The organism is Hydrogenimonas sp. (assembly GCF_029932565.1).
Taxonomy (GTDB): Bacteria; Campylobacterota; Campylobacteria; order Campylobacterales; family Hydrogenimonadaceae; genus Hydrogenimonas.
The window spans coordinates 1-25650 of sequence record NZ_JAOZPV010000001.1 but is presented as its reverse complement, the minus strand read 5'-3'; the positions used below and the strand labels follow the sequence as shown (position 1 = coordinate 25650).

Sequence of the window (25650 nt, the reverse complement as noted above, 5' to 3'; positions counted from 1 at the left end):
CGAGCTCCCCCGGGCGGATCTCATCCTGCACAAATACAAACCCGATTATTGATCACCCTTTGCCGTAAACAGGCTCGTCGAACAGCATCAAAATAATCATGAATTCCCCATTTCGTTCACATTGGCGGATTTTACTTCATACTGCTATAATTCCGCTTCAAATTTTTAGATGGGTTCCAGTCGATTTCAAAACAGGCCGAAGAATGAAAAAAACGATCCGTGCCATTCATACCATCGATGCAGGTATTCTTTTTATGCTGGCAAGTGCCCTTATTTCCGCCATGAACGGTGCCGTGGCCAAAGTACTGGGCGAAGAACTCAGCGCCATGGAGATCGTCTTTTTCCGTAACCTTATCGGCGTGGCGATCATCCTGGCTGCGTTGCATCATACACCGCCAAAACTTTCCGGCGGTCGAATTCCTCTGCTGCTTTTGCGGGGCCTCTTCGGTTTCTCGGCAATGATCCTCTTTTTCTATACCATTACTGTGATACCACTCGGCGAAGCGATCACACTCAACAAAACATCACCGCTGTTCGTCGCGATCCTCGCCTTTTTTCTGATACACGAACGGATCAGCCGCTACGGCATTCTGGCTCTTCTCATCGGCTTCGCCGGGATCGCTTTCATCACTCAGCCGACAGGATTTTCGATGAGCTACGAACATTTCCTGGGGCTTCTGGGCGGTTTCTTCGCCGCCTGTGCCTATGCGACAATCAAAACGATCCGCGACATCTACGATGCACGAGTCATCGTCCTCTCTTTCGTGGGACTGGGCTCTCTCATCCCTGCCCTTCTCTTCCTGATCGCCCCCTATGTGACCGTTTCGCCGGCTCTGCAATTTCTATTTCCCGAGTTCGCCCTTCCCTCGTCACTGAAAACCTGGGGACTCGTCGCTTTCATGGCCATTATCTCCACTCTCTCCCAGTGGTTGCTGACCAAAGCCTACTCCCTGGGAAAAGCGGGTATCGTCGGAGTCGTCAGCTATACCAATATTCCCTTCGCAGTCGGTTTTGGCTGGATGCTTGGCGATCCGTTTCCCAATCTATGGGTATGGCTCGGTATCGGCCTGATCGTAACGGCGGGTTTGCTTTTGAAAAAAAGTTAGAAGGAGAGATCTGTAAAGAGGAACCGGAAGTTTATCCCCTATAGAGATCCTGGGGAATTTCACCCTCCTGTCCGGTTTCGACATTGATCACGTTCAGATTGGGATGAATCAGCTCTTTCAGACGTCTTTCGACCACCATTTTGGTTGTCATCAGGCTCATGGAACAGCCATGACAGGTTCCAATGAGCTGGATAAAGACATTGCCATCTTTCACCCCCAGCAGATTCATTCCACCGCCATGGGACTTGATATACTCTTCCACCACGGGCAGATGATGTTTCACCGCTTCGTAAATATCTTCATCGGAAAAGGGCATACTCACCATTCAACCTTTGCTTTTTTTATGTAAGGGTATCTCATTTTTGATACAAAAGATATTAAAGACACCTCGAATACCCCGATCTCAACTCTTTTAAAATCGCTTCAATCTGCCGCCGATGCACGGTCTGATGGATTGCACCCATCACCATCCACTCTTTCGGATTGAGCGCTCCGAACCATGGATGTTCATGACGGTTTTTTCCATGGATGTCTCCAAGATTTTTCAAAAGATTCTCTCGAAAGTGCACAATGAAGTCTCTATACCTATCGATGACATCAAAACCGATTTGTGTATAGGGTTTGTACTCTTCTATTTTCACTTCCCTGGAAAGCTTTTCGCCACGGCTGAGTATGGGTATGCGTGTCTGTAGCGCCATACCAACGATATGCAGATGTTCCAGGACCATCGCTATACTGTAGTAGCGGGAGTTCTCTTCCAATCCGAAAAGATGGGGAACCATAACCCGCTCGAAAAAGATTTCCGTATCGATACGTTCAGCCAGCTTCACGCTCCGTTCGCCCTCTTTGACAAAATGATTCAGCGCCCTGTCGAATGAAACAGCCCGTTTGAGAATGGGAAAGCCGACATAACGCAGAAAAACTGCCCGACCTTTTGGCAGTCCCGCGCCTGCCTGTGCCAGATTTTTCAGACTGCTGGAGTCGATACGGCTATCTTTCACAGATCCACCCCATCCCAGAACTCTTCGTAGCTGAGATTGGTCTGGGCATTTTCATCCATCATATTTTTCTCCATGAACTGTTTCTGCACTTCCGCGAAGTATGCGTTCAGCGCATCTTCCAGAATCTGTTCCGGCGATTTTTTCAGAATCTCCGAAAAGGTGTAGAGATTTTCGATGGTTTCCGATTTGAGTTTCAACGGTTTGAGAGTCGGCTGATTTTCCATGGGAGCATTATACCCAACAACAACTCCTGTGCCGTACAAAAATGAGTGGCTGAAACAGGGGAGAAAACGCACCACAAGTCAGTAAATTCATCCTCTTTGCTCTCCATATCTTCGCTATCTGCGGCTTTTGCGGCAACGATCAGAGCGATATTCAGATAGGACATCTTTACAGCTCCACCTTTTCGAATGGTTTGACGCTCCGGCTTCGTGGCAGGTTTTGAAGTTATTCGTAGAGTAATCGACACACCATCATAGACGATGACCGACACAAAGCTCACCAATGACTTTGATTATCGTGGAGTTCTCACCGACCTATTCCGTGCCATGGAGCAGCCTGAAGTTGGTCATTTTGAAAAGTTCGTTCGTTGTCCTACCTGTTTGGAGAAACGGAAAACCGTGAATCGCAGACGATGTATGGGAAACGACTCCGTTCCTCTTTCCTGTTCACTGTTTACCGTTCTCCCATGATTACGCGAGATTGGTGTAGACTACCTGCACATCTTCGTCATCTTCCAGTTTGTCGATAAGTACCGACACGTCGTCCATCTGCTCGTCACTCAGCTCCAGCGGCACCGAGGGAATACGCTGCAGCGACGCCTTTTTTATCTCGACACCTTTCTCTTCCAGTGCTTTGCCGAGTTCCCCGAAAGAAGCGTATTCACCGTAGACGCGAACAATCTCTTTGTCTTCGCCGTTCTCCTGGGGCACTCTGTCCTCTTCCAACTCCTCAAGACCGTAGTCGATAAGTTCAAGCTCCAGCTCCTCCAGGTCGATACTCCCGTTTTTGTCGAATTCGAAAACCGCTTTGCGGGTGAACATAAAATCGAGTGATCCGCTGGTAAGCAGTTCGCCGCCGTTTCGAACCAATACGGCACGAATATTGGCGACGGTACGGGTCGGGTTGTCGGTGGCGGTTTCAATAACCATCAGCGTACCGTGGGGGCCTTTGGCTTCGTAAGCAATCTCCTTGATCTCCGCCGCATCCTTCCCGCTGGCCCGCTTGATCGCCGCTTCGATGTTGTCCTTTGGCATATTCTGCGCCTTGGCGTTGAGAATCGCCGTGCGCAGTTTGGGGTTCATCTCCGGATCCGGGCCGCCCTCTTTGGCAGCGATCGTAATCATCCGTCCCAGCTTGGGAAAGATACGCGACATGGCTCCCCATCGTTTGAGTTTGGCCGCTTTGCGGTATTCAAATGCGCGTCCCATGTTTCAATCCTTCACGTAAAAACTTTGGCGGCATTATACTGCAATCCGGAGAAAGAATGGATCCGCAAAAGTCACAGCAATAAAAAACTGCCAGTCAAAGATAGAACGTAGACGGAAAAACACATCGGGGCACATATCTATCCAATTCCATCGAAACAGCACTATCAGAATATCCATTCAGAATCGATTGTACAACTTCACCAGATATCGGAAATATTGCAATGAAAATGGGCGCCTTCATCCGGATGGCATGAAGTATCCATAGAGTTTCTTAAAGAGAGAACAGTGTTCTCCTAATAGATTGATACTCATCAAGTATTTTTAGTATAGTATTGTCTATAATTCATTTTATATATTGACGAAAAAAGGGGAGATAATGGAAATTTTACCGTCAGATGCAGAAAAGATCGAAGTTCCGGGTGCGACCGTGGACTTTCACAAGTACACGAAAGATGGCATCACCTACTACCAATTCGATACATCCCGCTGCGGACCGCCGGAACCGATGGTCAACGCGATGAGTGGTCTGAAACTGATCGATGAACCGAATAAAAAGCTGGTTATGATCAACCATAAGAAGCCGATGGGCCTGCTGGATAAAATCGGCGAAAACTACGATATCGATGTCGAAAATCTGGAAGATGGACGTGTCAAACTCATTTTCAGTTACAGAGAGGGAGCCAGCGAAAAGGCCAATCTCGGTGACACGGCCTGCCACGGATAACCATAATAACATAGGGGGACAACTTTGTTTAATGTGTCACGGGAGTTTGCACCTCCCTTTGGACTGATTGCGCCATATTTCGTGATCGGTGCCATCTTCTACCTGATCGCCTCTTTCGTGCTGATGACTTTCGGTACCGACATCACCCATTTCGATATTGGTGTGGTGGGATGGGCCCATCTCTTTCTGCTGGGGTTTGTGATGATGATCATCTTCGGTGCGATGGCGCAGCTGGTACCTGTCGTGCTGGAAGTGGGGCACTTCAGTGTCGATTTTTATTACCTTATCTGGCCTCTGCTGGCACTTGGAACCGTATTGATGGTTGTCGGATTCTGGCTTACGCCGGGACTGCTCCCATACGGCGGCATGATGGTGCTCATTTCGATGCTCGTTTTCCTTACCGATACGATTCTGACCCTCAGAAAAGTCGAACGTATTTCGCTGACGGTCAAAACCGTAGCCGTCACCAACGCCTTTCTGCTGCTCGGCATTCTCGTAGGATTCGCGATGGCACTGGGTATCGGTGCGGGTGTGGGTATCGATATCGGAAAATGGCTGAACGCCCATATCGTTCTGGTGCTCGGCGGCTATGTCACATTGACTATCATGGGCATGAGTCTGATTCTTCTGCCAATGTTCGGACTCTCCCACGGTTTCGATGAGCGTCCGATCAATCTCAGTTTCAAAATCATGGTGGGCGGCGTGCTGCTCTATCTGGCAGCGACCCTGTTCGATTCCGGTGATTTCCGGTTTCTCGCCCTGCTGACCATGATCGGTGCGATGGGGCTCTACCTCTACCAGATATGGCTCATCTACAAAACGCGCGCCAGAAAAGAGGCGGACATCTGGTTCAAATCGATGGTTTTCGGCTACGGTTCACTCGCGCTCTCCCTTCCCCTCGGTTTCATTGGCGTGATGGGCGGTGCGGAGCGTGTCGGCCTGACCGCCGCATGGTTTCTGGTCATGGGATTTTTCACTTTCCTGATCAATGGCCACCTCTATAAGATCATTCCCTTTCTGGTCTGGTTCGAACGGTACAGCCCGCTGGTCGGCAAGAAAAAGGTGCCGATGCTCGCCGACATGGTTCCCAAAAAGATGGGAGAGTTTCAATTCTGGTTTAGTGCCGGCGGTGTCGCGATTGCAGGGTTTGCATTGCTCATCGGCAACGACGAAATGTTCAAAGCGGGAGCTGCGTTTATCGCAACCGGTGCGATATTTCTTGTAACCAGTGTCAACTGGATGATGAAATTTGGAAAAGAGGAGATGGAAAATGGCTGATACTATTACGAAAGAGCAGGTATTCGACGCGATTCGAAAGGTCATCGATCCCGAGGTCGGCTTCAATCTCGTCGAGATGGGGCTCATCTACGACGCCATCATCGACGACGACAACAATGTCAAGGTGGTGATGACCCTCTCGACCCGCGGATGCCCACTGCACCAGATGCTGACGCAGTGGGTCAAGGATGCTGTAAAAGAGCTGCCAGGAGTCGGCGAAGTGGAGGTCGAAGTGGTCTGGGAACCGGCATGGAATATTTCGATGGCCGACGACAATGTCAAAAAAGCTCTTGGAGCGCTCTAACGAGCGCTCCAAGAGCAGTAAGTAGTGGGTAGTGAGACACTCGCTACGCTCATTTAGTAGGTAGCAAAGTGCCGCTTCGCGGCACAACTACCCACTACCTACTACCCACTAAGCGAAATGAAATGGAGCGTCTCACTTGAAAAAAAATGATCCCTGGATGCACGAACTCCGCCATCTTTACGGCGCGGGTATTCTGCTCTTCTACTACGCCAAATGGCCGATCCTGATCGGATGGCCGATCATGCGGCTCTATCTGGAGTATCCCGACAACTGGATCATCGATATCCTGTGGATATGGTGCCTGATACTGGTCATCAAAGATTTTTACGTATGGTTCATACGCAAAGAGAGTTATTGCGAGAGCCGGTCGTGCCAAACGAAAACGAAAGAGGAAAACGATGGAGATCACACCGAAAACGAAAATCAATGATCTGCTGAATGCATATCCCCAGCTGGAAGCGTTTCTGATTCAGCTCAATCCCAAATACAAAAAACTGAAAAATCCGATTTTGCGCCGGACCGTCGCGAAAATTGCGACACTCACACAGGTAGCGAAAATAGGCGGATACAATGTACTGGAGCTGGTCAATTTACTTCGCAGAGAGGTTGGAGAACCGCCTCTTGACGAAACAGGAGGTATCGTTGAGGAAGAAGAGAGCGGCGAAGCACCGCTATGGCTTCAGCATGCACCGACACTCATCATTAACGCCAACAGACTGTTGGATGAGGGGAAGAATCCGCTTGCCGAAGTGAGCAGAGAACTCAAAAAACTTGAAAAAGGAGAGATTCTGCTGATCGAAAGCGATTTCCTTCCATCCCCGCTCATCGACACCTTCAAAGAGCAGGGATACGAGGTTTATGCGACGGAAGCGGAAGAGGAAAGGTTTTTGACCTATATCAAGAAGTAGATGCTTCGCACTGTTATGGGTCATTGGTGAATCGGGCACTCCTGACACGAACGTGCCCGACCGATCTACATTCTTTACTTTACGAGCAGATCACCATTTCATTCCAGAGCTCTTTGGAGAGCAGAATCTTCTTGACACGCTCCTGCCACACTTCTCCGAAACGTCTCTTCTCCTCCTGTGTAGCCGTTCCCTGCATGATTTTCTGCATCAATACCTGCTGCTCGGGATTGCCGGGAACCATCGAAGGGTTGTAGCTGAGTTCTACGCTTGTGCCGTTGTCGAGACGGGTCATGCGTACTTCACCCTCCATCTCTACACCGTAAAGAAGCCGGTTGTTCCGCGCCATTCTGCCGCCGAGTCCTTTGAAACCCCCTTCATTCGCGGCACCGGTAACGAGACCGATACAGCTGCCGATCACCCCTTCAACGCCTTCATCCAACGCCCCGCGGAGTTCGACCTTGATATTGCCGCGCACAGGCAGATCGTCGCCATAGAGCTTTTCAAGACCGATTTTCGTTATCAGCCATGCACCGGCCACCGTCGGACAGGAGTGTCCCGCCAGTTTGACCATATCGATATAGTCGTAGGTGATTCGTCCCTGCTCGACGGCTCCAAGAATATCCGCGAGAGGATCGAGCGTATCGATCGGTTCGACTTCGTCGAAAAAAGAGGGATAGGTCATGATAGTAGTCCTTTGTCTTTGAGATTGTTGTAAATACGGGCCGCTCCGAAAAGATTGGTTCCGAAAAGAAGAGATTCCGCCAGAAACAGAATCGCAGTGACCTTCCAGAAAAGCGGCAAAACAAGTGCGGCAGCGGCCGTCGCGATCAGGGCCCAGTGGGTCCACAGATGCCACTTCATCCTTTTGGCGACGATAATATCACCCATCATCGGGCACTCCATCACCCCTTTGGCATTGAGGTGAAACCAGACCAGAAAAGGAATGATTTTGTAACTCATCGCAAATATGATACTGACAACGAAATATCCGAAGAGCAGTGCCGCCATATTGAAGAGTCCGTCATTCCCCACCACAAGATAGATAAATGCGAACAAAACGGCAGCAAGAAGAGCCGATAGCCCGGTGCGCCAGAGCCAGACCGTCGTATCGGCGACCGGCCGTTTTCTCTGGGTAAGGCGCTTCAGTGTCACCAGCGCAAAAAGAGCGAGCAGGATACCGACGGCGATATCGAGTACGACAACGAAAGTCCCGGAAATGAGGTAAAAAGGCACCTGAAGAACCAGAATGGCGAGCATCGTCATCGGAAACCATTTGCGGATACTCTCGGGATATGGCGGTGTAACGTAAAACATCTCGATCACCTGAAATGCCACTGCCATGATCAGGGCGGCGATCCATCCGAACAGCATGAAATGCATATGGATTGTGCGCAGCCCCTGCGGCGCCAGACCGATATCCACACCGATGAACACCAGCATCACCAGAAAGGCAAAAAAGAGGCCGAATCCCAGACCGGCGATAGCGACGATCATACCGACGACCGACGGTGTTTTGTTTTCGACACGCAGCAGTTTGGAGAACATCAGAAAGACGACGAATCCCAGCGATCCGAGAAGCAGGACCAGCGCCGTATGAAAGAGCATCGTCACACCATAGAAAAACCCGCCGCTCAGCATGATCGTTCCAAGCGCCATCAGGGCGTGAATCCAGCGGGCATGATAGATCGGGTCCCTGATCGATGCGCCGGCCAGAACCGGAAGCATCTGAAAGAGTGCACCCACCATTGCCATACCTGCCATGCCCAGCACCACGAGATGGACAATCGCAACGGTTTGTGGTGCATCCCATACACCGATGGCCGACAGATCGGCACCCAAAAGCGCCAGTGCCGTCAGAATGCCAAAAAATGGAATCGTCAGAAAGAAACGCAGAACGACCTCGAACGGTGGTGCCTGATCGAGTGAAAGTCCCTGGTTAAACATCGCACAGCTCTTGCAGCATCGTTTTCAGATCGAGCGACGGGTTTCGGGTAAAAAGAATGTGCCACTCTCCTGCCGGTGTCTCACAGCCGTCGAATAGAAGACCCTGTTTCTGTGCTATCATCAACAGCGGCTTGGGATAGCGGTGAATATGAAGATGCAGGCAGTTCGTATCGCTCAGACGCTTCATCATCCCGACGGAACGCTCGAGCGGTTCGGGATGGTTGAGTCCCCGAACATCCAGATGGAGCATCTCAATCCCGTTCAATGGGCTTTCATCTTTTCGACAAGTTCTTTCGCCTGCTCGTCAAGCACTCGATCGCACATGGCATAGAGCATCTGCTCCTCTTTCATATTGTGTTGCTGCAGCAGAATCATCAACGTATCGGCGACAGAGAAGAAGCGCTCTTTGTCCTCCTTGTCGAGGGCGTCTTTAAGCTGCTCCAGAAGTCCGCGCACCTGGTTGTGCTCCAGTTTCATCACATAGGTGGGACCCTCGGTGCTCAGCGTCGCCGCTTCAAACGCCGGAAAGAGAATCTCCTCCTCTTTGTCGAAATGTTTGAGCGTATCGATCATGAACGTTTCGAAATGTTTGAACGCTTCGGCAAAATCGCCGCTGTTGACAGCCTGCTCGGTTTTGGCGAACTCCTCATCGCACAAACGATGCTCGTCACGCATAAAGTTTGAAATTTCCATTTATTCTCCTCTTTTCTCTATAAAGAATAGGTGTTGAATAGTCGTCGTCACGCAGTAATTATTTGAACATCAGAAATATTTTGCCCATCAATACAGCTGTCAGGGCGAGAAACGAAACAAGAATCCAATCCATCCGTCGATCCTTTGGTATGTGGTAGCCGATTTTACAAAAAAATCCTTTTCAAAATGTTGATACGCGTCAACATCAGATCGGCTGGAGCAGATACCGAGCCGACGGGAGGATGTCACGAAGATGTCACACAAACCCCGCCGTTACGGTTTTTGTGACAATTTCGTGAGAGCTTTTTTTATGGCATGGAAAGTGGATTCATCCTATCATTTTATCAGCCGAAAAAATTCGGCTCCTACTCCGCCTGTCATTTTTATGGCAGGTTTTTAGCTTGCATCGAAGGGCAGGAGCCGAAGCCTTCCCTCCCCGGGCTTCGGCTCCTGCCCTTCAACAACCAAAATGTTCTATAAAAGATTCAACAATGATACTCAAAGAGATACTCAAACGGGACGGGTCGAAAGAGAATTTCGCCCCCTACAAAATCGAAGATGCCATCAAAGCGGCATTCAAAAGCCAAAATACCCAATACGACAGCACTATATTCTTCCATGTTCTGGAACGGTTGAAGACCAAGCGCATCGCCGCCGTCGAAGATATTCAGGATATGATCGAACAGGAGCTGTTCAAAGGCCGCTATTTCGACGTGATGCGCGCATTCATGATCTACCGCCACACCCACAAGATGCAGCGGGAGCATATCTACGGCCTTGCCGAAGACACCACATTCATCAATTCGACCGAAACGATCGAAGAATATATCGGCAAGAGCGACTGGCGAATCAACGCCAACTCCAATACCGGTTACTCCCACGCCGGGCTCATCAACAACACAGCCGGAAAAGTAATCGCCAACTACTGGCTCGACAAGGTCTATTCGAAAGAGGAGGGATACGCCCATCGCAACGGCGACTACCATATCCACGACCTCGACTGCCTCAGCGGCTACTGTGCCGGGTGGAGCCTGCGGGTACTGCTGGACGAGGGGTTCAACGGCGTACGGGGACGGGTGGAGAGCAGACCCCCCAACCATTTCCGCGAAGCACTGGGTCAAATGGCCAACTTCCTGGGAATCCTGCAGAGCGAGTGGGCCGGTGCCCAGGCTTTCAGCTCGTTCGACACCTACCTCGCGCCCTATCTTTTCAAAGACCGGCTGAGCTATGAGGAGATCAAAAAGGCGATTCGCAGCTTCGTCTACAACCTCAATGTCCCTGCTCGCTGGGGGCAGTCACCCTTTACCAATATCACAATCGACTGGACGGTACCCGAAGATCTGAAAGAGCAGACCCCGACCCGATCCCAGCACCATCTTTTCAAAGATCTGGAAGATGCGGAACTGCTCGCCATCGCCAGAGAGCGCGACCCTTCCGTTTCGTCGCTGGAAGATCTGCGCTACAGACATTTCCAGAAAGAGATGAACCTCATCAACCGGGCCTATTACGAAGTGATGACCGAAGGGGACAGCACCGGCCAGCCCTTCACATTCCCGATTCCGACCGTCAACATCACCGAAGATTTCGACTGGTACGGCGAAAACACCGACATCCTTTTTGAAAATACGGCCAAAATCGGCTCCTCCTATTTCCAGAATTTCATCGGCAGCCAATATACCCGTGATGAAAACGGCAATCTCGTCCCGAACGAGGATGCGTACAAACCGGGGCATGTCAGAAGCATGTGCTGCCGGCTTCAGCTCGACCTGCGCGAGCTGCTCAAACGCGGGGGAGGACTCTTCGGAAGTGCCGAAATGACGGGAAGCATCGGCGTCGTCACGATCAATATGGCACGCCTTGGATTCGTCCACAAAGGAGACAAAAACGCGCTCTTTGCCCGTCTCGAAGAGCTGATGGATATGGCAGCCTCGACACTGGAGAAGAAACGCCGGTTCATCCAGGAGCTTTATGACCGCGGTCTCTTCCCCTATACGAAGCGCTACCTGCCAGGTTTCAACAACCACTTCTCCACAATCGGCGTCAACGGCATCAACGAAATGATCCGCAACTTCACAGAAGACAGGGACCATATCGCAACGGAAATGGGCCATGAATTCGCGATAGAGATACTCGACTTCATGCGCGAGAAGCTCAAACTCTATCAGGAGAAGAGCGGCAATCTTTACAATCTCGAAGCGACGCCGGCCGAAGGAACGACCTACCGTTTCGCGAAAGAGGACAAAAAACGCTATCCCGGCATCATCCAGGCCGGAGAGGGGGCCAACATCTACTACACCAACTCCTCGCAGATCCCGGTCGACTGGACCGAAGATCCGTTCGAAGCGCTCGAACTGCAGGATACCCTACAGTGCAAGTATACCGGCGGTACCGTCCTGCACCTCTATATGCGGGAACGCATCAGTTCGGCCGAAGCGTGCAGAAATCTCGTAAAAAAGGTCATTACCAACTTCCGGCTCCCCTATATCACGATCACTCCGCTCTTTTCGGTCTGTCCGAAGCATGGTTACATCCCGGGTGAACACGAATACTGCCCGAAGTGTGACGAAGAGCTGCTGATGTTATGTGACGAATGGGAGGAAGGAGATGACGAAAACCGGGGTGTGGCGTCATGAGTAACGCACGGGTCCTATATTTCACTTCCAATGTCTTGAGAAGTGACCTACAAACAAAAAAAAGGAGACACCAATGAAAAGAGAAAAAATTCTGGAAAAACTGGAACATAAACGTACCAAATGCACGGTCTATACACGGGTAATGGGGTACCATCGGCCGGTGGAGAGCTTCAATATCGGCAAAAAGGGCGAACATCGCCAGCGCAAACAGTTCGTAGAGCACTGAGTTGGGCAAAAAAATCGTTTACGACATCACACCCTTTACCCATCTCGATTATCCGGGAAAACTGGCGGCTATCGCCTGGTTCACCGGATGCAATATGCGCTGCATGTATTGCTATAACAGTGATATAGTTTTTTCGAAAGAGGGGATACATACGGTTGAAGATCTGTTGCGCTTTATGGGTAAACGGATCGGCTTGCTCGATGGAATCGTATTGAGCGGAGGCGAACCGACCCTTCACGATCTCGAACCGATCTGCCGGCAGATCAAAGAGATGGGATTCCTGATCAAGCTCGATACCAACGGATTGAAACCGGAACAGATCAAATCACTGGTACAGAAAGACCTCATCGATTACATCGCACTCGATTACAAGGCCGAACGTGCAAAATTCGGATACATAACCGGATCGAGCCAATATCTCAGATTTATCGAGACACTCGATTTTCTGATTGCCAGGCAGTTCGATTTTGAAGTCAGAACCACCGTTCATGCCGATTTGCTGAATGCCGACGATATCAATCGAATGATGCATGAACTCAAAAACAGGGGCTACAACAAAACCTATTACCTCCAAACCTTTGTCGAGACACCCAACAACATTGCCAATATCAAACATCCTTCGAAAGATTTTGCCAAACAGGCACTGCGTGACACCCTTCCGATTGTCTGGCGCTGACACTCCGTCATAAGGAACCGGGTGTTTTTGACGACTCTTTGAGCCGCAGCACATACCCCTGTCCCGACACGTTTTCGATCAGCCGTTTGTCACTCTTTTGTCGGACACGCTTGATAAACGTACGCAGCCGCTCGTCGCTCACCTCCTCCCCTTCCCAGAGCCTCTCCTTGATCATTTCGTTGGAAAGATAGTGGTTCGGGCTGTACAGCAGCTGGGCGATAAATCGGCTTTCGCGTTTGCTCAGATGCACGAGAACACCTTTTCTGAAAAGCTGTTCACTCTGAAGATCGTAGGTAAAGGGTTCGAGCAGCTGGATAAGACTCTGCTTTTTGATCCGATCGGCAAGTTTGCAGAGGTAGTCGATAAGCTCCTCCGGATCGAATGGTTTGATGAAATATTTCACAACGCCCACATCGATCGCTCCAAGCAGCTTCTCTTTGTCGCTGTAGGCACTCAAAATGACAATCGGCGTATCGGGACTCTCTTTCCTGATCTTTTCGGCCAGCACCAGTCCTGTCATTTTCGGCATGGTGATATCGGTAATGACGACATCCGGTTTCACCTTTCTGAACTGTTCGAGTCCCTCGATTCCGTCATAGGCAATCTCGAAATCCGCAAAATAGTCGCCGATCGCTTCACGGAGCAGATGGGCAAGCCGTTTTTCGTCTTCGACGAGGAGTATTTTCATCCGAGAGAGTTTGGCACGACACGACATATCAGGACTCCAGTGGCAATCGAATCGAGAATCGGGCACCGCCATCACGATTTTCTACATTGACGCTTCCGTCAAAACTCTTTTCGACAATCATTTTTGACATAAAAAGCCCAAGTCCTGTCCCCTGTGCCGCATGTTTCGTTGTAAAATAGGGTTCAAAAATCCGTTCGATCACTTCGGGTTCGATGCCGCCGGCATTGTCACCAATTTCAACGACAGCTTCGTTCCCATCCCTGTAAATCCGGATATCGATACGGCGCTCTCTGACATTCCGCTGTTTGAATGCATCTTTGGCATTTTGCAGAAGGTTGATGAGCACCTGGGAGAGTTCGTTGGTCACACCCTCGACCTGCAACGTTTCATCGATGTCCCGGTGTACTTCGATGTACTCTTTTTCAAGTGTCTTTTCCAGAATTTGCAGAGCTTCGTCCAGGCTCTCTGCCAATGCGAACCGTGTCTTGGGTTTGTCGGGTTTGAAAAAGTTGATGAAGTCTTCGATCGTCTGCGACATATTCTGAATCAGTGCCTTCGCATCGTTGTAAGCCGTATCGATCTGGTGCGTATCATGTTTCTGCGCCGCTTTTTTGAGATTGAAGAGAGAAAGAGCCAGTTCGGTCAGCGGCTGACGCCACTGGTGGGCAATGTTCGCCATTATCTGGCCCAGACTCGCAAGCCTCGACTGCATAAAAAGCATCTTCTGCTTCTCTTCATTCTTGCGAACCTCTTCCCGTATCCGCTCTTCGAGATGTTTATTGAGTTCATAGAGTTTCCGTGTCTGGAGTTTTACCCGCTCTTCGAGTGTTTTGTTCAAAAGTTCCAGTTCATGTTCCTTCTTCTCCAGTGCCATTTTGAGTTCGACCTCTTTGGTCACATCGTACCGGATGGCGATGAACTCCTCGATCTCACCCTTTTCATCGAGAATTGGAATGATCGTCGTGTTGACGTAAAAAGTACTTCCGTCTTTGGCACGGTTTTTTACCGTCGATTTGAAGGTCTTTTTGGCAAGAATCGTATCCCACAACTTTTTGAATGTCGATTTCGGCACGTCCGGATGGCGGACGATGTTATGGTTCTGACCAATCAGCTCGTCCCTGCTGTAGCCCGAGATTTTACAGAATTCGTCATTGACGAATGTGATAAAGCCGTCAATATCGGTTTTGGATACGATATTGGAACTTTCGATTGCCTCTTTATACTGTTTGAACATTTACAACCTTCGGTTGTCGTCACGGGTCATTGGCGATTGGTCATTGAGATTTGATGAAAGTTTTGCCCTCTTCCCCAATGACCAATGACCAATGACTAATGACCAATAACCCTTTTTTCCCATTCTTCGAACTCCGGTGAAAAGTAGCGAATCCGCACTTTCTTGAACTCCCGGGTCGAGTATAGGTAATTATACTCTTTTACACCGATTTCGGCCGCCATCTCTTCGACGATGTTTTCGACCTCCTCTTTCGATTTTCCATGGACCATCGAAAAGAGCGGATAGGGCCACTCGGGATAGACCGGGCGCAGGTAGCAGTGGCTCACGGCGCTGTAGGCCGCCACCGTTTCACCCATGGCTTCTGCCTGCTCTTCCGGAACTTTCCAGACCACCATGGCGTTGGCCGTGAAGCCGGCTTTTCGGTGGTACAGAATGGCGGCGAAGCGGCGCATCAGGCCCGCTCGTTTCATTCGCTCCGCCTCATGTGCAAGCCTTTCGTAGTCGATGCCGAGCGATTCGACGAGCGACTTGAAGGGTTCGGCGACCGCTTCGATATCGTTCTGCAGCCCTTTGATCATATCGTAATGGATCGGTTCGAGCTCCATCGGCTCCTTTTTGGCCCGCTTGACTTTCTCCTTTTTCGCCCGATCTCCTTTGACATCGAGCTGCACCGAAATTTTGAACATCTTTTTGGTCGGGAGAATGATGAAACTCTCCGCCCCCGATTTTTCGGCCAGCAGTTCCACCGTCCTTTCGAGCCCGAGTTTCGTATCGGGCGGCACGGCGATCGTGAACCAGAGGTTGTAGGGGTTGTCACGCTCGTAATTGTGGCTGACCCCCGGGTGTTCGTTGATGATCGTGGCCGCTTTGTCGATATCTTCGACTCTGAAAGCGACCAGCGACGACCGATACCCCAGCGACTTCGTGTCGAAAATCGCGGAGGTCTGGCGAATTACCTTCTCATCTTTCAGCCGTTTGTAGAGGGCCAGCACCTCCTCTTCACTGCTTCCCAGCTCCTTCGCCAATTCGGCAAACGGGCGCTCGGAAATCGGAAAATTCTTCTGTATCGCTGTCAAAAACTCTTTTTCCATACTCGCCTGTGTCTCTCTTTTTTCCGCCCATTATAAAGGTTTATTCATTACACTTTCCTTGATGCGTATCAACGCCTTCTCAACCACTCTGTGATAAGATTACCGCATCTTTATCCGAGGTGTTTCATGGCCTATTTTCCGGCATTCATCAAACTTGACAATCGAAAGATCCTTCTGGTCGGCGGGGGGCATATCGCCGGCGAAAAACTGGAAAAACTGCTCGATTTCACCCGCGAGATCACCATCGTATCACCGGAGATTTCCGAAGCCGTCGAACAGATGGCACAAACGCACGGGCTGGCAATGCACCGCCGTCCCTACAAACCGTCGGATCTCGAAGAGATCTTCGTTGTCATCGTAGCCGTCGACAATCTGCAGCTCCAAAAAGAGATCTATGATAGATGCCAGAGCCGCCATATCCTCTGTAACAGCGTCGATTCGGTCGACTACTGCGATTTCATCTTCCCCTCCTACACGAAAAAAGGGGCACTGACCGTCGCCTTTTCGACATCCGGCATCTCGCCGTCGGTCGCCAAATACCTGCGGCGCGCCATCGAAACTGCCATTCCCGATTCGATCGCCGGTTTTCTCGAGGAGATGAAAGCGTTGCGCGCGTCGCTGCCGAAAGGAAAAGAGCGGATGAAACTGCTCGATAAAAAGGCCAAAGCCTATATCGAAAAACTCTTCAACAAGGAACTCTGATGTTCAGCAAACGAATCGCCTATCTGCTTATGGCTGTTTTCGCATTTCTTGCCATCTCTGCACTGATTGTCAATATGCCGGAGAAAAAAAATCAACAAGTCATCGAAAAGATCAAACCCTATTTCCCCTATGAGATGACCAAAACTCTCGGTGGGCTCGATCTGATCGACAAACGAACGGGAGACAAACTGAAGCTCGACAATGCCAAAGTTTTTCTCGCTTACGACAACTACCTCAAAAAGTGGGGGAAAACGCATCTGAAACTCGAAGGAAACCGCCTCATCATTCTCGACGACAACGGCAGCCGGATCGATGCGATGGAACTGAATCCCGGGCAGTTATCTTTCGTTCAGGAGTTTTTCTTCAAGGCGCCGACGCAGTAGCGGCGTCTCGGTCTCTCCTCTGAGAGGTTCCATCAGAAAATTCTCCTCCGGAGACAGCAGAAAGAGTGTCGGAAACTCCAGCGTATAGAGCAATTCGATCGGATAGTCTTCATTCTCTTTCGTAACGATCACCGCGATCGTTTTCCCATTGACAAGTTCTACAATGCGGTTCTCTTTCGACATGCTTGCCAGTTGATTACGGCATGGGGGGCAATCGTGCATCACCAGCAGCACCAGCATCGGCTTTCCCGTACTCTGTGCCTCTTTCAATGCGGCATCGAAGGAGCCCATCCAGTGGATCGTCTCTGCCTGCAGCCAGAGAGCGAAGAGCCAGAGAAGCCAGAGGTTCCGTATCATTGGATATGGTAACCGACGGGGTCACCCTCCAGCGTTTCGAGAAAGGCGACGATCTGACCGATCTGCTCGTCACTCAATGTCAGACCGAGCTGATGACGTGCCATAATGCGTACTGCTTCCTCGATTTTTTCGATAGAACCGTTATGAAAATAGGGAGCCGTACGTGTGACATTCCGCAGTATCGGAACCCGAAAGAGAAACTGTCCATTTCGACCATGAAATCCGCCGATATCCGGGAACGGATAGGCCTCATCTCCACGTGCTTTCTGCCATCTGAAACCGGCGAAATAACGCTCTCCGTTGACAAATCGCGATTCCGGTGCCAAAATCGAGTTGTATCGTCTGAGCGGAAATATCTGCAGACTTTGGCCCCCTACACTGATACCGGTATGGCATCCTTTGCAGCCAATACGCATGAACAGATCAAGACCTGTTTTTGCCTTTTCTGAAATTGCACTGTCATCGCCTTCCAGAAAACGGTCGAACGAACCGCGGGTCAGAAGTGTCCGTTCATACGCACCGATCGCTTTGGTGACTGTATCAAACGTAATGCCCTCCACCGGGAAGACTTTTTTGAACATTTCGACATACGATGCATCTTCTTTCACACGTCGCACCACCTCTTCGGGTGTCATGGCCATCTCGAAAGGTGCCTGAATCGGCCCTTTGGCCTGGTCTTCGACGTCGGGACTCCTGCCATCCCAGAATTGTCGTTTGGCAAGTGCGGCATTCAACACTGTTGGAGAATTGAGATGTTTCGGATTGGGCTGATTATGGAATCCTATGGCTGTCGGACGGTCGTCATCTCCGCCGTCCCCGAGAACATGACAGCTGGCACAATTGATGGTTCGGTCTTTGGAAAGAATGGGGTCGAAGTAGAGACGCTGCCCCAGGGCGATCTTTTCCGCACTCAATGGATTATCGGGATTGTCGACATAGTGGAGTGCATCATGCCACGATACCGGAACCGGTTTAAGACCCCTGCGCATCGCCTCTTTGCGCAACAGATCCGCTTCCGGAACTCTGAACGATTCACTTGGCTGTGGAATCAAAAAACCTATTTTAAAGTAGAGGGCAAAAACAATTATGGAGATAATCAGGACCGTCAGATGGGTTCGCATAGTCACTCCTTTTTCGGAGTCCATCTTGTTAGAAGGACTTTTTCAGCCTACAACCATCTGACGAATAAATCATTGATTTTTGTCAACTCGATTCGTCGATCCACTCCAGATCTTTTTTCAAATCGACAACCTTTCCGACTACGATCAGTGCCGGGGTCTGAATACCAGCCTCTTTGACCTTCTCATGGATATCCGCAAGAGTCCCTGTCACACTCTTCTGCTCCGATGTCGTTCCCCTGCTGATAACGGCACAGGGTGTGGTTTCCGGTCGTCCGATCCGAATGAGATTTTCGGCGATGTTGCCGAGATTATGCAGACCCATCAGGAAAACGATCGTTTCGTCCGCCTTCATCGACTCCCAGTCGACCTGGGAATGCTCCTTGTTCGGTGCTTCATGCCCCGTCACGACCTTGAACGACACGGCAATGCCCCGATGGGTTACCGGAATGCCGGCATAGGCAGGAACCGAAATGGCCGATGTGACACCCGGAATGAACTCGAATTTGATTCCCCGTTCCTTGAGATATTTGGCCTCCTCGCCACCGCGTCCGAAAACCAGCGGGTCGCCCCCTTTGAGGCGTACGACTCTCTCATGTTTCAGAGCGTTCTGGTAGATCACTTCGTTGATCTCATCCTGCGGCAGCGTATGCCGGCCATCCTCTTTGCCGACGTAGACGAATTCGCAGCCCGGTTTCGCCTCTTTCAAAATATCCGGATTCGCCAGACGATCGTAGATGATGACATCCGCTTCGCGTACGACACGCAGCGCTTTGACCGTCAGTAGATCGATGTCACCCGGACCTGCACCTGTCAGATAGACTTTACCCATTCAAAACCTTTTTCAGTTAAAAGTTAAAAACTAAAAGTGAAAAGTTCCGGATGCGGCTTCGCCGCTTCCATCAAAAATCTTGTCTGCACACTGCGCAGATCATCCCAACTTTTAGTTTTTCGTTATCCGTTTTTCACTCTCTTCGAGATAGCAGGACGGATCCTGCGCCCACAAATCGCCATAGATCGCGTAGGCACGGCTTCGCGATCCTCCGTTACATATATCAATGACGCCACAGTCGCTGCAATATCCTCCCAGCTTCCGGGGATGCTCGCGCAGCCGCTGCAGCATTTCATTGCTCTCATCCAGCCAGATTTCGCTGAACGGCCGTTCGGTCATGTTGCCGATATAGAACGGAAAGAAGGGATCGGGCTTGACCCGTCCGAGCCAGTCGATATTGGCCAGTTTTCTTCCGGCACTGTTACCGCCCCAGTTTTTCAGGCGTCTTGCCATCTCATTTTTTAGATCGGGATACCGTTTCGCGAATTTTTCCAGAAACAGAATCGCATCCATCTCCATATTGCCGGTGACAATGTCGATATCTCTGCCCTCTTCGATATAGTCAAACGCTTTGTCGATAATGAATTCGACATATTCACGCCGTTCCTCTTTCGAAATGTCGATTTTCAGATTGTCGAGACCACGCCCGCTATAGACCAGATGGGAGATATAGATTTTATCCACTCCGATCTTTTCCGCCAGTTCGAAAATCGGGTAGAAACTCTCTTTTGTCTCGTTCGTGATCGTAAAACGGATTCCCGCATTGCCGCCGTGCCTCTGGATGAGAGCGATCGCATCGAGACTTTTGCGGTAGGCCCCCTCCATCCCGCGGAACCGGTCGTGCACCGCTTCGATGCCGTCGATACTGATGCCGATATAGTTGAAGGTGTCGATAATCCGGTCGACATTCTTTTCGCTGACATAGAGACCGTTGGTCGAGAGATAGGTGACGATGCCCTGCTCCCGCATCGCTTCGGCGATATCGAAAATATCCCGCCGGATCAGCGGTTCACCGCCGCTGAAAATGACAAATTTGATACCCGCCTTTTTCAGCTCGGGAATGGCCCCAAGAATGAACTCCGTCGTCAGAAAATCCTCCGAATTGGGATCGGCATAGCTGTAGCAGTGGTGGCATGCAAGATTGCAGCGGTTGGTAAAGTTCCAGATGACGATGCTGCCATCCAGTACCCGCTCTTTCTTGCCGCCCGTTACCGATTTGATGAGATTGGAGAGTCTGAACATCAGTGCAAATCTTTTTTCAACGGGATGAATTCGCGTTCGGAATCTATCCGCTTCTTGCTACTCCCCTGTTTCTTTTTCTGTACAAACACGAAAATACCTGACGGTTTGGGTACCTGCCACTCGAGATTGAGCCACCAGTTTTTCGGATCGGGATCGGAAACCTTGAAAGCCCGGACCATGTTTTTGTCATTGATGGAGAAGTAGAGATAGGGATGGTTGGGCGACCAGCGCACATGGAGAATCATTCCAGGAAACTCGAAACGGCGTACCACTTTGAGATTTTTCGCATCGACAATCTGGACGACCGGAAACTTCTTGCCGCTGAACGTAACGGCCAGCCACTTTTTATCGGGACTGAGTGCTGTGAAAACCGGATTTCCCTCTACATCGATCGCCTTGACGAAATGGAAATCGTGGTCGAAAACAAAGACTTTTTTATTACCGACGGCAGGAATGAAAAAGTATTTGCCGCTGATACTCCAGAATCCGAAGTGCGGAACTTTGAGAATACGCTCTTTCTTGCCCATCTTCAACGGTACCTGTCGGTATTTCATTGTATCGAGATCGAGCACACCCACGTTTTTGGAATTGAAGAAGCCGACGACATAGAGATTTTTGTCGATCATCGCGTCGAAAGGCACTTCTCCGGCCTTTTCGATCTTTTTATAGAGTTTGAAACGGGGTGTCTCGCCTGTTGGGGTTTCATCTTTCATGACCCAGAGTTCATCGCTGTCCATACAGGCGAAGACAAGATAATCCTTGTACTCCTTGATTCCGACATTTTTGCTGCCGGTCTCGATCGTCTGCAGATGATTCAGATCGCGGTCGAGAATTTCGACGGTTTTATTGTCGTAGTTGGCGACAGCCACGTAGTTGTCTCCGACAATAAAGCCGATGGCGCTTTCACTCGTTTTGTACTCTTTGAGTTTCTTCTCCGCAATGGGATCGAATTTGATCACATAGCCGTCGCGGGTAATCACATAGCCGTCATTGTCCCGGAATTTCACGACGGCGTGGTTGAAGTTGTGCATATCCTTGATTTCGTTGGCAAGCATGTTGTTTTCAATGACGGCCAGCGCCGAGTTTTCACGCTCCACGACAAAAAGTTTGTCTCTCGATTTGGGCAGAACCAGCGACGGATCTTTGGGCAGGTCGGCCGAACTTGCGGCCACAGCCATACCGGCGAGAATCAACAGAGTCTTTTTCATTATTGTCATCTATTTTCCTTGAATGTCAAAATATAGTCCGCCAGCGCATCCAACTGGGTTGCATTCAGGTCGTCGAACGCCGGCATGGAATTACGCCTGTACCCGAGTGATTTGTAGGTTCCTTTCGGATCGACAATCTGTGCAATGATCTCACCTTTGTTCCGCTTCGCGGCAATCGTCTTAAAGGAGGGACCGAACGCTTCGGCTGTCTGGTGGTGACACCCCCAGCAATAGGATTTAAAAAGTTTTTCGCCTTCATCGGAGCCTGCCATCAGAGCCAACGATGAGAGAAGAGTCATCCATACTATCTTTTTCACATGTACCTCATTCAACCGTTATTTCGGCTTTTTTCATCAGGATCGGTCGTGTCAGACTCTCGTCTTCGATCTGTGCAGCCGCGGCACAGCTCGGTTTTGCCAACACGACATACAATTCGGCCACAATTCTATCATCTTTATGCAGTGAAGAAACCTTATAAACGATCTCTTTTTTCTCTTTCGGGCCCAAATTATTTTCATAGTGCACTTTTTTCGCATAATAGGGAATTCCGACAATCTTTCCACTCTCGTCCTCAAACTCCGTGTAAAAGGCCCCCTCTTTGTCTTCCGTCGGCTCTTTTTTGAAATTTTGCCAGACTGTTTTGCCGTCACGTATCACCTGCAATTTCAGATACTTCATGCGGGACGGATGAATCACGAGCGGGTGGGGCATTCTGTTTTCAAGTTCGACGACAATCCTGCCATCGTCGGCACGAAGCGTTATATCGACACTTTTGGAACGCATATGCTCATCATGGATACCGGCGAAATAGTGGCTTCGATGACGATTTCTCGATTTTTTGTTCATCTTCTCGACCGGTCCGTCGATATAGGGCATGTGACATTTGATACACTCTCTGCTGTCCTGGTTATCGTCCATCGCTTTGAATATCATAACATCCTGGTTGTTTCGTTTGTGGGAATGGCATCCCATGCAGGCGTATTTGTCGTAAATCGGGCTTTTGACCATCGCATGTTTGTCGCTGTCGTCCGGATCTTCGAGTGATCCATAGAGGGATGGTTTATATCCTTCCGCCTGTCTTGCCATAGTAATCTCATTGAATTTATGCGCTTTTTTGACATAGGCGATCTGATGACAGTAAAAGCAGGAGACGGCATCTTTCTGCTCTTTGTGGATCGGATTGGGTGTCGTCTTTCCCTCTTCCATTTCCTTCAGGTTTTTCGCCGCGGGCATGTGACATCGACCGCAATCGTAGACAGGAATCTTCTGGGCCACTTTTCTGTGCAGTTCATCGTTGAAGTATGTCTTCGAATGATAGGATGTCTGATACTCGTCGTAGATGTCGGGATGACACTCGTGACAGGACTTGTTGGTCAGATAATCTGCAGAGAAAAGTGATAGAGCGAAAACGCTCAAAAAAAGAAGTTTTTTCATAATGTGCCCCTTGCCAAGGGAGAGTTTTGTAGAACTCCCTCCCGCGGGGGGAGAGAGCGTGTCTGTCTTATGCGCCAGGAATGTGCTGACGATGTTCGACAGAGTAAGTGAATGTAGGAGTGGTCAAGTTGTAGATGTACTTGATGAACTTACCTGTTTTGGCATCATAGATACCGATACGGCCAGTCGTCCACTCGGAGATGAATGTCCATTTACCATGGTTGGCAGGCTCAGCATGGAGAAGTCTCGGCTGGACCGGCTTTTTGACACGCTTGCCTTTTTTCGGCGTATAGGTCAACACTTTCTCTTTGGAGATCTTGGAGTCGATCTCTTTGCCTTTGACTGTCTGATACTGTGTCGCATCCCAAGTCTGCAGAACTTTTCCGGTATGGGCATCGATCAGCTTACCTTTTTTCTTGCCGACTTCGATGATACGATCCGTTTCGAGCGTATCTTTGTTGATCAGATAGACTTTGTTGTAATTCTCGGGAGTCCCAAGAACACAGTCTGCCCACAGATACGGAGTATCTTTGCTCGTACCGACGAAGAGTCCACCGCCGGAAGTCGGAACATTTGCGACAACATCCCAGTTGTTGTCCCAGATGACAACGTTACCGACGTTCATGCTGACTGTCGCATGAAGCTGGCCATATTTTTCGTTATACCAGGAGCTTCCCTGACCAGGGTGCGGCTTACTGCCAGGTCCGGTATAAACTTTTGCCGCCAGTTTTTTGGTTTTGAAGTCGACGATACCGACGACATCGCTTCCCTGAGACGCGATCATATAGTAGCGTCCGATCTCTTTTCCTTCGTTCAGGAATGCATCGTGAAGGATTTTACCGATATTCGGAATGTCACCGACGATCGGGAAATCTGGTTTGCTGTAGTCAACGATATAGACATGACCGCCATCTTTCAGCGCAAACGCGAAATAAGGGCCATACGGTGTATCGGCGATAGAGGCGACGCGGCTCGGCACAATGTTTCCGTCCGGATCGATAACGCCGGCAGTCTGATAGACTTTCAGCGGCTCGAGAGTCAGCGCGTCACACAGGACCGCACCACCCGGGTTGTAGTTACCCGCCATGACATATTTGCCATCCGGAGAAACTGCGAGACCGCGAGATTCCTGTCCAACCTGTACGCTTGCAAGTGCCGGCTGTCCTGGAGCAGCGAGATCGAACATCGTCAATCGGCCGGATCGGCTGATCGAGTAGGCGTAGCGCGGCATCCGCTTGTTGGTCACGGTAACGTGTACCGCGAAGCCCGCTTTGTGGCGAGAGAGGATCTTGCCGTTCGTGCCATCGATAAAGTCGACCAGCGACGCGTCACGCTCGGTTGCGAAGACGACATCCATAACGCTCTCCGTCTCGACAGCGTGCGGATATTTCTTCAGCAGCTCTTTACGGTCCGCCAGTTTTTTCCAGGTTTTCTTTACTTCGTCGAGGCTCAGGCGAAGTTCGACGGTGTTTTTCCAGTTCATCAGCCAGCTGACCATGCCCGCTGCATCGTCTTTGCTGAACATATGCTTCCACTCCGGCATCGCCGTACCCGGTTTACCATTCAGAATGGTTTCGGCCAGCATACTGGCGTTTTTCTTTTTCAACGCTTTCGGTCGAAGATCGGAACCGACACCACCCTGGTGAATCGGGCCGTGACATCCCTGGCACTCTTTCTCATAGACTTTTGCGAAGTCCATCTTCGATGTACCCGCATAAAGCGTACCGGCTACCATCGAGACAGCCGCAGCCATACCAAGCAGTTTTCCTATACTCATATTCTCTCCTTCTTTTGAGGTTGAATTCCTCCCCAAAAAGCAGTCGTAAGACTACTCACCTTGCTCCAACTTCTTCTTCTCCTGGAAGTAGATGAAGAACATCGGAATGACGATGATCGTGTGCAACACAAGCGTCAGCGTCAACGGGCCCTGGTTCAACCAGGCGAACAGATTGCCACATGCGACATCGGTACATGCTTCCCACATAGTATACTCCTTTCAATCTTATACTAAATATAAACCGTAAGGAAAAGTTGCCTTTTCCCTACTTTTATGTGTCATGCAGCGGCTGCTGCGACACCTTCGGATTCCTGTTCGGTCGCTTTAGCGGCACCGATCGTAAGAAGATCCCATGCCAGATAGACGAACCCTGTAAAGGTCACCAGACCCATCACCAGACGCCAGGCCTGTGCCTGTACCATCCACGGAAGCTCCTGTGCGATGAAGAAAGCATCCCAACCGCCGCCGAGATCCGCACGTTCGACAAGTACCTGTTCATAGCCTGCGATCGTCAGCGCAACTGCCATGCCGAGGACACCGAAGATGATCAGGAAGAGTGACATTTTTGTTTTGAATGTCATTGTCATCTTTTTGATGCCATAGGCACCCTGTACTCCCAGATACATCATACCGATCAGAATCGTCGCATAGGCACCGAAGA

Annotated in this window: 31 protein-coding genes and 1 pseudogene; 11 read left to right on the top strand and 21 right to left on the bottom strand. The window is 50.1% G+C overall.

Annotation, left to right across the window (positions count from 1 at the left end):
- The first annotated feature begins 203 nt into the window (after positions 1-203).
- Positions 204-1106 (top strand): DMT family transporter, encoded by a 903-nt coding sequence (locus Q1K24_RS00160; protein ID WP_300364428.1) that lies wholly within the window; start codon positions 204-206, stop codon positions 1104-1106.
- A 31-nt stretch (positions 1107-1137) separates the two neighbouring features.
- Here the strand turns inward: Q1K24_RS00160 and Q1K24_RS00155 are convergent, their stop codons facing one another.
- The 4 genes from Q1K24_RS00155 to Q1K24_RS00140 form a co-directional block, all read right to left on the bottom strand.
- The gene (locus tag Q1K24_RS00155; protein WP_300364512.1) at positions 1138-1422 is read right to left on the bottom strand and encodes a NifU family protein; all 285 of its coding nucleotides are present in this window, start codon (positions 1420-1422) and stop codon (positions 1138-1140) included.
- Between the two features lie 61 nt (positions 1423-1483).
- Positions 1484-2107 carry a hypothetical protein gene (locus tag Q1K24_RS00150; RefSeq protein ID WP_300364426.1) on the bottom strand — a complete coding sequence of 208 codons (624 nt, stop codon included), beginning with the start codon at positions 2105-2107 and terminating at the stop codon, positions 1484-1486.
- Positions 2104-2331 carry a hypothetical protein gene (locus Q1K24_RS00145; protein ID WP_300364424.1) on the bottom strand — a complete coding sequence of 76 codons (228 nt, stop codon included), beginning with the start codon at positions 2329-2331 and terminating at the stop codon, positions 2104-2106. Before Q1K24_RS00145 ends, Q1K24_RS00150 begins: the two co-directional genes overlap by 4 nt.
- A 468-nt stretch (positions 2332-2799) precedes the next feature.
- A complete protein-coding gene (locus tag Q1K24_RS00140) occupies positions 2800-3537 on the bottom strand; it encodes a YebC/PmpR family DNA-binding transcriptional regulator (RefSeq protein ID WP_300364422.1) in 738 nt (245 codons plus the stop codon).
- Positions 3538-3913: 376 nt separating this feature from the next.
- On the opposite strand from Q1K24_RS00140, the gene Q1K24_RS00135 reads away from it, so the two are divergent.
- The 5 genes from Q1K24_RS00135 to Q1K24_RS00115 all read left to right on the top strand — a co-directional run bounded on the left by Q1K24_RS00135 (position 3914) and on the right by Q1K24_RS00115 (position 6751).
- Positions 3914-4261: a hypothetical protein gene (locus tag Q1K24_RS00135; protein ID WP_300364420.1), complete on the top strand. Its 348-nt coding sequence runs from the start codon at positions 3914-3916 to the stop codon at positions 4259-4261.
- A gap of 33 nt (positions 4262-4294) precedes the next feature.
- Complete coding sequence (locus tag Q1K24_RS00130) at positions 4295-5539, top strand: hypothetical protein (RefSeq protein ID WP_300364510.1); 1245 nt, start codon at positions 4295-4297, stop codon at positions 5537-5539.
- On the top strand, positions 5532-5843 hold the full coding sequence (locus tag Q1K24_RS00125; RefSeq protein ID WP_300364418.1) for a metal-sulfur cluster assembly factor: 312 nt from the start codon (positions 5532-5534) through the stop codon (positions 5841-5843). Before Q1K24_RS00130 ends, Q1K24_RS00125 begins: the two co-directional genes overlap by 8 nt.
- Positions 5844-5979: 136 nt before the next feature.
- Positions 5980-6273: a hypothetical protein gene (locus Q1K24_RS00120; RefSeq protein WP_300364416.1), complete on the top strand. Its 294-nt coding sequence runs from the start codon at positions 5980-5982 to the stop codon at positions 6271-6273.
- Positions 6242-6751, top strand: a complete 510-nt coding sequence (locus tag Q1K24_RS00115; RefSeq protein WP_300364414.1) for a DUF1858 domain-containing protein — start codon at positions 6242-6244, stop codon at positions 6749-6751. The genes Q1K24_RS00120 and Q1K24_RS00115 overlap by 32 nt, the downstream gene beginning before the upstream one ends.
- A gap of 79 nt (positions 6752-6830) precedes the next feature.
- On the opposite strand, the gene Q1K24_RS00110 is transcribed toward Q1K24_RS00115, so the two are convergent.
- From Q1K24_RS00110 to Q1K24_RS00095, 4 genes are read right to left on the bottom strand one after another with little or no spacing between them, the layout of a single operon-like run.
- Positions 6831-7433 carry an FmdE family protein gene (locus tag Q1K24_RS00110; protein WP_300364412.1) on the bottom strand — a complete coding sequence of 201 codons (603 nt, stop codon included), beginning with the start codon at positions 7431-7433 and terminating at the stop codon, positions 6831-6833.
- Complete coding sequence (locus tag Q1K24_RS00105; protein WP_300364410.1) at positions 7430-8695, bottom strand: hypothetical protein; 1266 nt, start codon at positions 8693-8695, stop codon at positions 7430-7432. Before Q1K24_RS00105 ends, Q1K24_RS00110 begins: the two co-directional genes overlap by 4 nt.
- Positions 8688-8945: a DUF2249 domain-containing protein gene (locus tag Q1K24_RS00100; protein WP_300364408.1), complete on the bottom strand. Its 258-nt coding sequence runs from the start codon at positions 8943-8945 to the stop codon at positions 8688-8690. Before Q1K24_RS00100 ends, Q1K24_RS00105 begins: the two co-directional genes overlap by 8 nt.
- Positions 8946-8956: 11 nt before the next feature.
- Positions 8957-9388 (bottom strand): hemerythrin domain-containing protein, encoded by a 432-nt coding sequence (locus tag Q1K24_RS00095; protein WP_300364406.1) that lies wholly within the window; start codon positions 9386-9388, stop codon positions 8957-8959.
- 494 nt (positions 9389-9882) lie between these two features.
- On the opposite strand from Q1K24_RS00095, the gene Q1K24_RS00090 reads away from it, so the two are divergent.
- The 3 genes from Q1K24_RS00090 to Q1K24_RS00080 all read left to right on the top strand — a co-directional run bounded on the left by Q1K24_RS00090 (position 9883) and on the right by Q1K24_RS00080 (position 12923).
- Positions 9883-12021 carry a ribonucleoside triphosphate reductase gene (locus tag Q1K24_RS00090; protein ID WP_300364508.1) on the top strand — a complete coding sequence of 713 codons (2139 nt, stop codon included), beginning with the start codon at positions 9883-9885 and terminating at the stop codon, positions 12019-12021.
- A 73-nt stretch (positions 12022-12094) separates the two neighbouring features.
- A complete protein-coding gene (nrdD, locus tag Q1K24_RS00085; RefSeq protein ID WP_300364404.1) occupies positions 12095-12247 on the top strand; it encodes an anaerobic ribonucleoside-triphosphate reductase in 153 nt (50 codons plus the stop codon).
- A 1-nt stretch (position 12248) separates the two neighbouring features.
- On the top strand, positions 12249-12923 hold the full coding sequence (locus Q1K24_RS00080) for an anaerobic ribonucleoside-triphosphate reductase activating protein (protein WP_300364402.1): 675 nt from the start codon (positions 12249-12251) through the stop codon (positions 12921-12923).
- Positions 12924-12930: 7 nt separating this feature from the next.
- Here the strand turns inward: Q1K24_RS00080 and Q1K24_RS00075 are convergent, their stop codons facing one another.
- The 3 genes from Q1K24_RS00075 to Q1K24_RS00065 all read right to left on the bottom strand — a co-directional run bounded on the left by Q1K24_RS00075 (position 12931) and on the right by Q1K24_RS00065 (position 15936).
- Positions 12931-13611, bottom strand: coding sequence for a response regulator transcription factor (locus Q1K24_RS00075; protein WP_300364400.1), 681 nt, complete (start codon positions 13609-13611; stop codon positions 12931-12933).
- Between the two features lie 28 nt (positions 13612-13639).
- Complete coding sequence (locus Q1K24_RS00070) at positions 13640-14845, bottom strand: ATP-binding protein (RefSeq protein WP_300364398.1); 1206 nt, start codon at positions 14843-14845, stop codon at positions 13640-13642.
- A gap of 95 nt (positions 14846-14940) precedes the next feature.
- Complete coding sequence (locus Q1K24_RS00065; protein WP_300364396.1) at positions 14941-15936, bottom strand: Lrp/AsnC family transcriptional regulator; 996 nt, start codon at positions 15934-15936, stop codon at positions 14941-14943.
- Between the two features lie 126 nt (positions 15937-16062).
- Here Q1K24_RS00065 and Q1K24_RS00060 point away from each other — a divergent pair, with 126 nt between their 5' ends.
- Both Q1K24_RS00060 and Q1K24_RS00055 read left to right on the top strand, forming a co-directional pair.
- The gene (locus Q1K24_RS00060) at positions 16063-16638 is read left to right on the top strand and encodes a bifunctional precorrin-2 dehydrogenase/sirohydrochlorin ferrochelatase (RefSeq protein WP_300364394.1); all 576 of its coding nucleotides are present in this window, start codon (positions 16063-16065) and stop codon (positions 16636-16638) included.
- Positions 16638-17021: a hypothetical protein gene (locus tag Q1K24_RS00055; protein ID WP_300364392.1), complete on the top strand. Its 384-nt coding sequence runs from the start codon at positions 16638-16640 to the stop codon at positions 17019-17021. Before Q1K24_RS00060 ends, Q1K24_RS00055 begins: the two co-directional genes overlap by 1 nt.
- On the opposite strand, the gene Q1K24_RS00050 is transcribed toward Q1K24_RS00055, so the two are convergent.
- The 10 genes and pseudogenes from Q1K24_RS00050 to Q1K24_RS00005 all read right to left on the bottom strand — a co-directional run.
- Complete coding sequence (locus Q1K24_RS00050; protein WP_300364390.1) at positions 16977-17378, bottom strand: thioredoxin family protein; 402 nt, start codon at positions 17376-17378, stop codon at positions 16977-16979. The genes Q1K24_RS00055 and Q1K24_RS00050 overlap by 45 nt on opposite strands.
- On the bottom strand, positions 17375-18499 hold the full coding sequence (locus Q1K24_RS00045; protein ID WP_300364389.1) for a cytochrome c peroxidase: 1125 nt from the start codon (positions 18497-18499) through the stop codon (positions 17375-17377). The genes Q1K24_RS00050 and Q1K24_RS00045 overlap by 4 nt, the downstream gene beginning before the upstream one ends.
- Before the next feature lie 82 nt (positions 18500-18581).
- Positions 18582-19328: a uroporphyrinogen-III C-methyltransferase gene (gene cobA / locus Q1K24_RS00040; RefSeq protein ID WP_300364387.1), complete on the bottom strand. Its 747-nt coding sequence runs from the start codon at positions 19326-19328 to the stop codon at positions 18582-18584.
- 111 nt (positions 19329-19439) lie between these two features.
- Positions 19440-20570: a radical SAM protein gene (locus Q1K24_RS00035; protein WP_300364385.1), complete on the bottom strand. Its 1131-nt coding sequence runs from the start codon at positions 20568-20570 to the stop codon at positions 19440-19442.
- On the bottom strand, positions 20570-21787 hold the full coding sequence (locus Q1K24_RS00030) for a cytochrome D1 domain-containing protein (protein ID WP_300364383.1): 1218 nt from the start codon (positions 21785-21787) through the stop codon (positions 20570-20572). Before Q1K24_RS00030 ends, Q1K24_RS00035 begins: the two co-directional genes overlap by 1 nt.
- Complete coding sequence (locus Q1K24_RS00025; RefSeq protein ID WP_300364382.1) at positions 21784-22095, bottom strand: cytochrome c; 312 nt, start codon at positions 22093-22095, stop codon at positions 21784-21786. Before Q1K24_RS00025 ends, Q1K24_RS00030 begins: the two co-directional genes overlap by 4 nt.
- Before the next feature lie 7 nt (positions 22096-22102).
- Positions 22103-23212: a multiheme c-type cytochrome gene (locus Q1K24_RS00020; protein WP_300364380.1), complete on the bottom strand. Its 1110-nt coding sequence runs from the start codon at positions 23210-23212 to the stop codon at positions 22103-22105.
- Between the two features lie 67 nt (positions 23213-23279).
- Entirely contained in the window at positions 23280-24989 is a 1710-nt protein-coding gene (locus Q1K24_RS00015; protein WP_300364378.1) for a nitrite reductase, read from the bottom strand.
- Positions 24990-25040: 51 nt separating this feature from the next.
- Positions 25041-25196, bottom strand: coding sequence for a hypothetical protein (locus Q1K24_RS00010; protein ID WP_300364376.1), 156 nt, complete (start codon positions 25194-25196; stop codon positions 25041-25043).
- A gap of 71 nt (positions 25197-25267) precedes the next feature.
- A pseudogene (locus Q1K24_RS00005) lies at positions 25268-25650 on the bottom strand (nitric-oxide reductase); the annotation flags it as partial.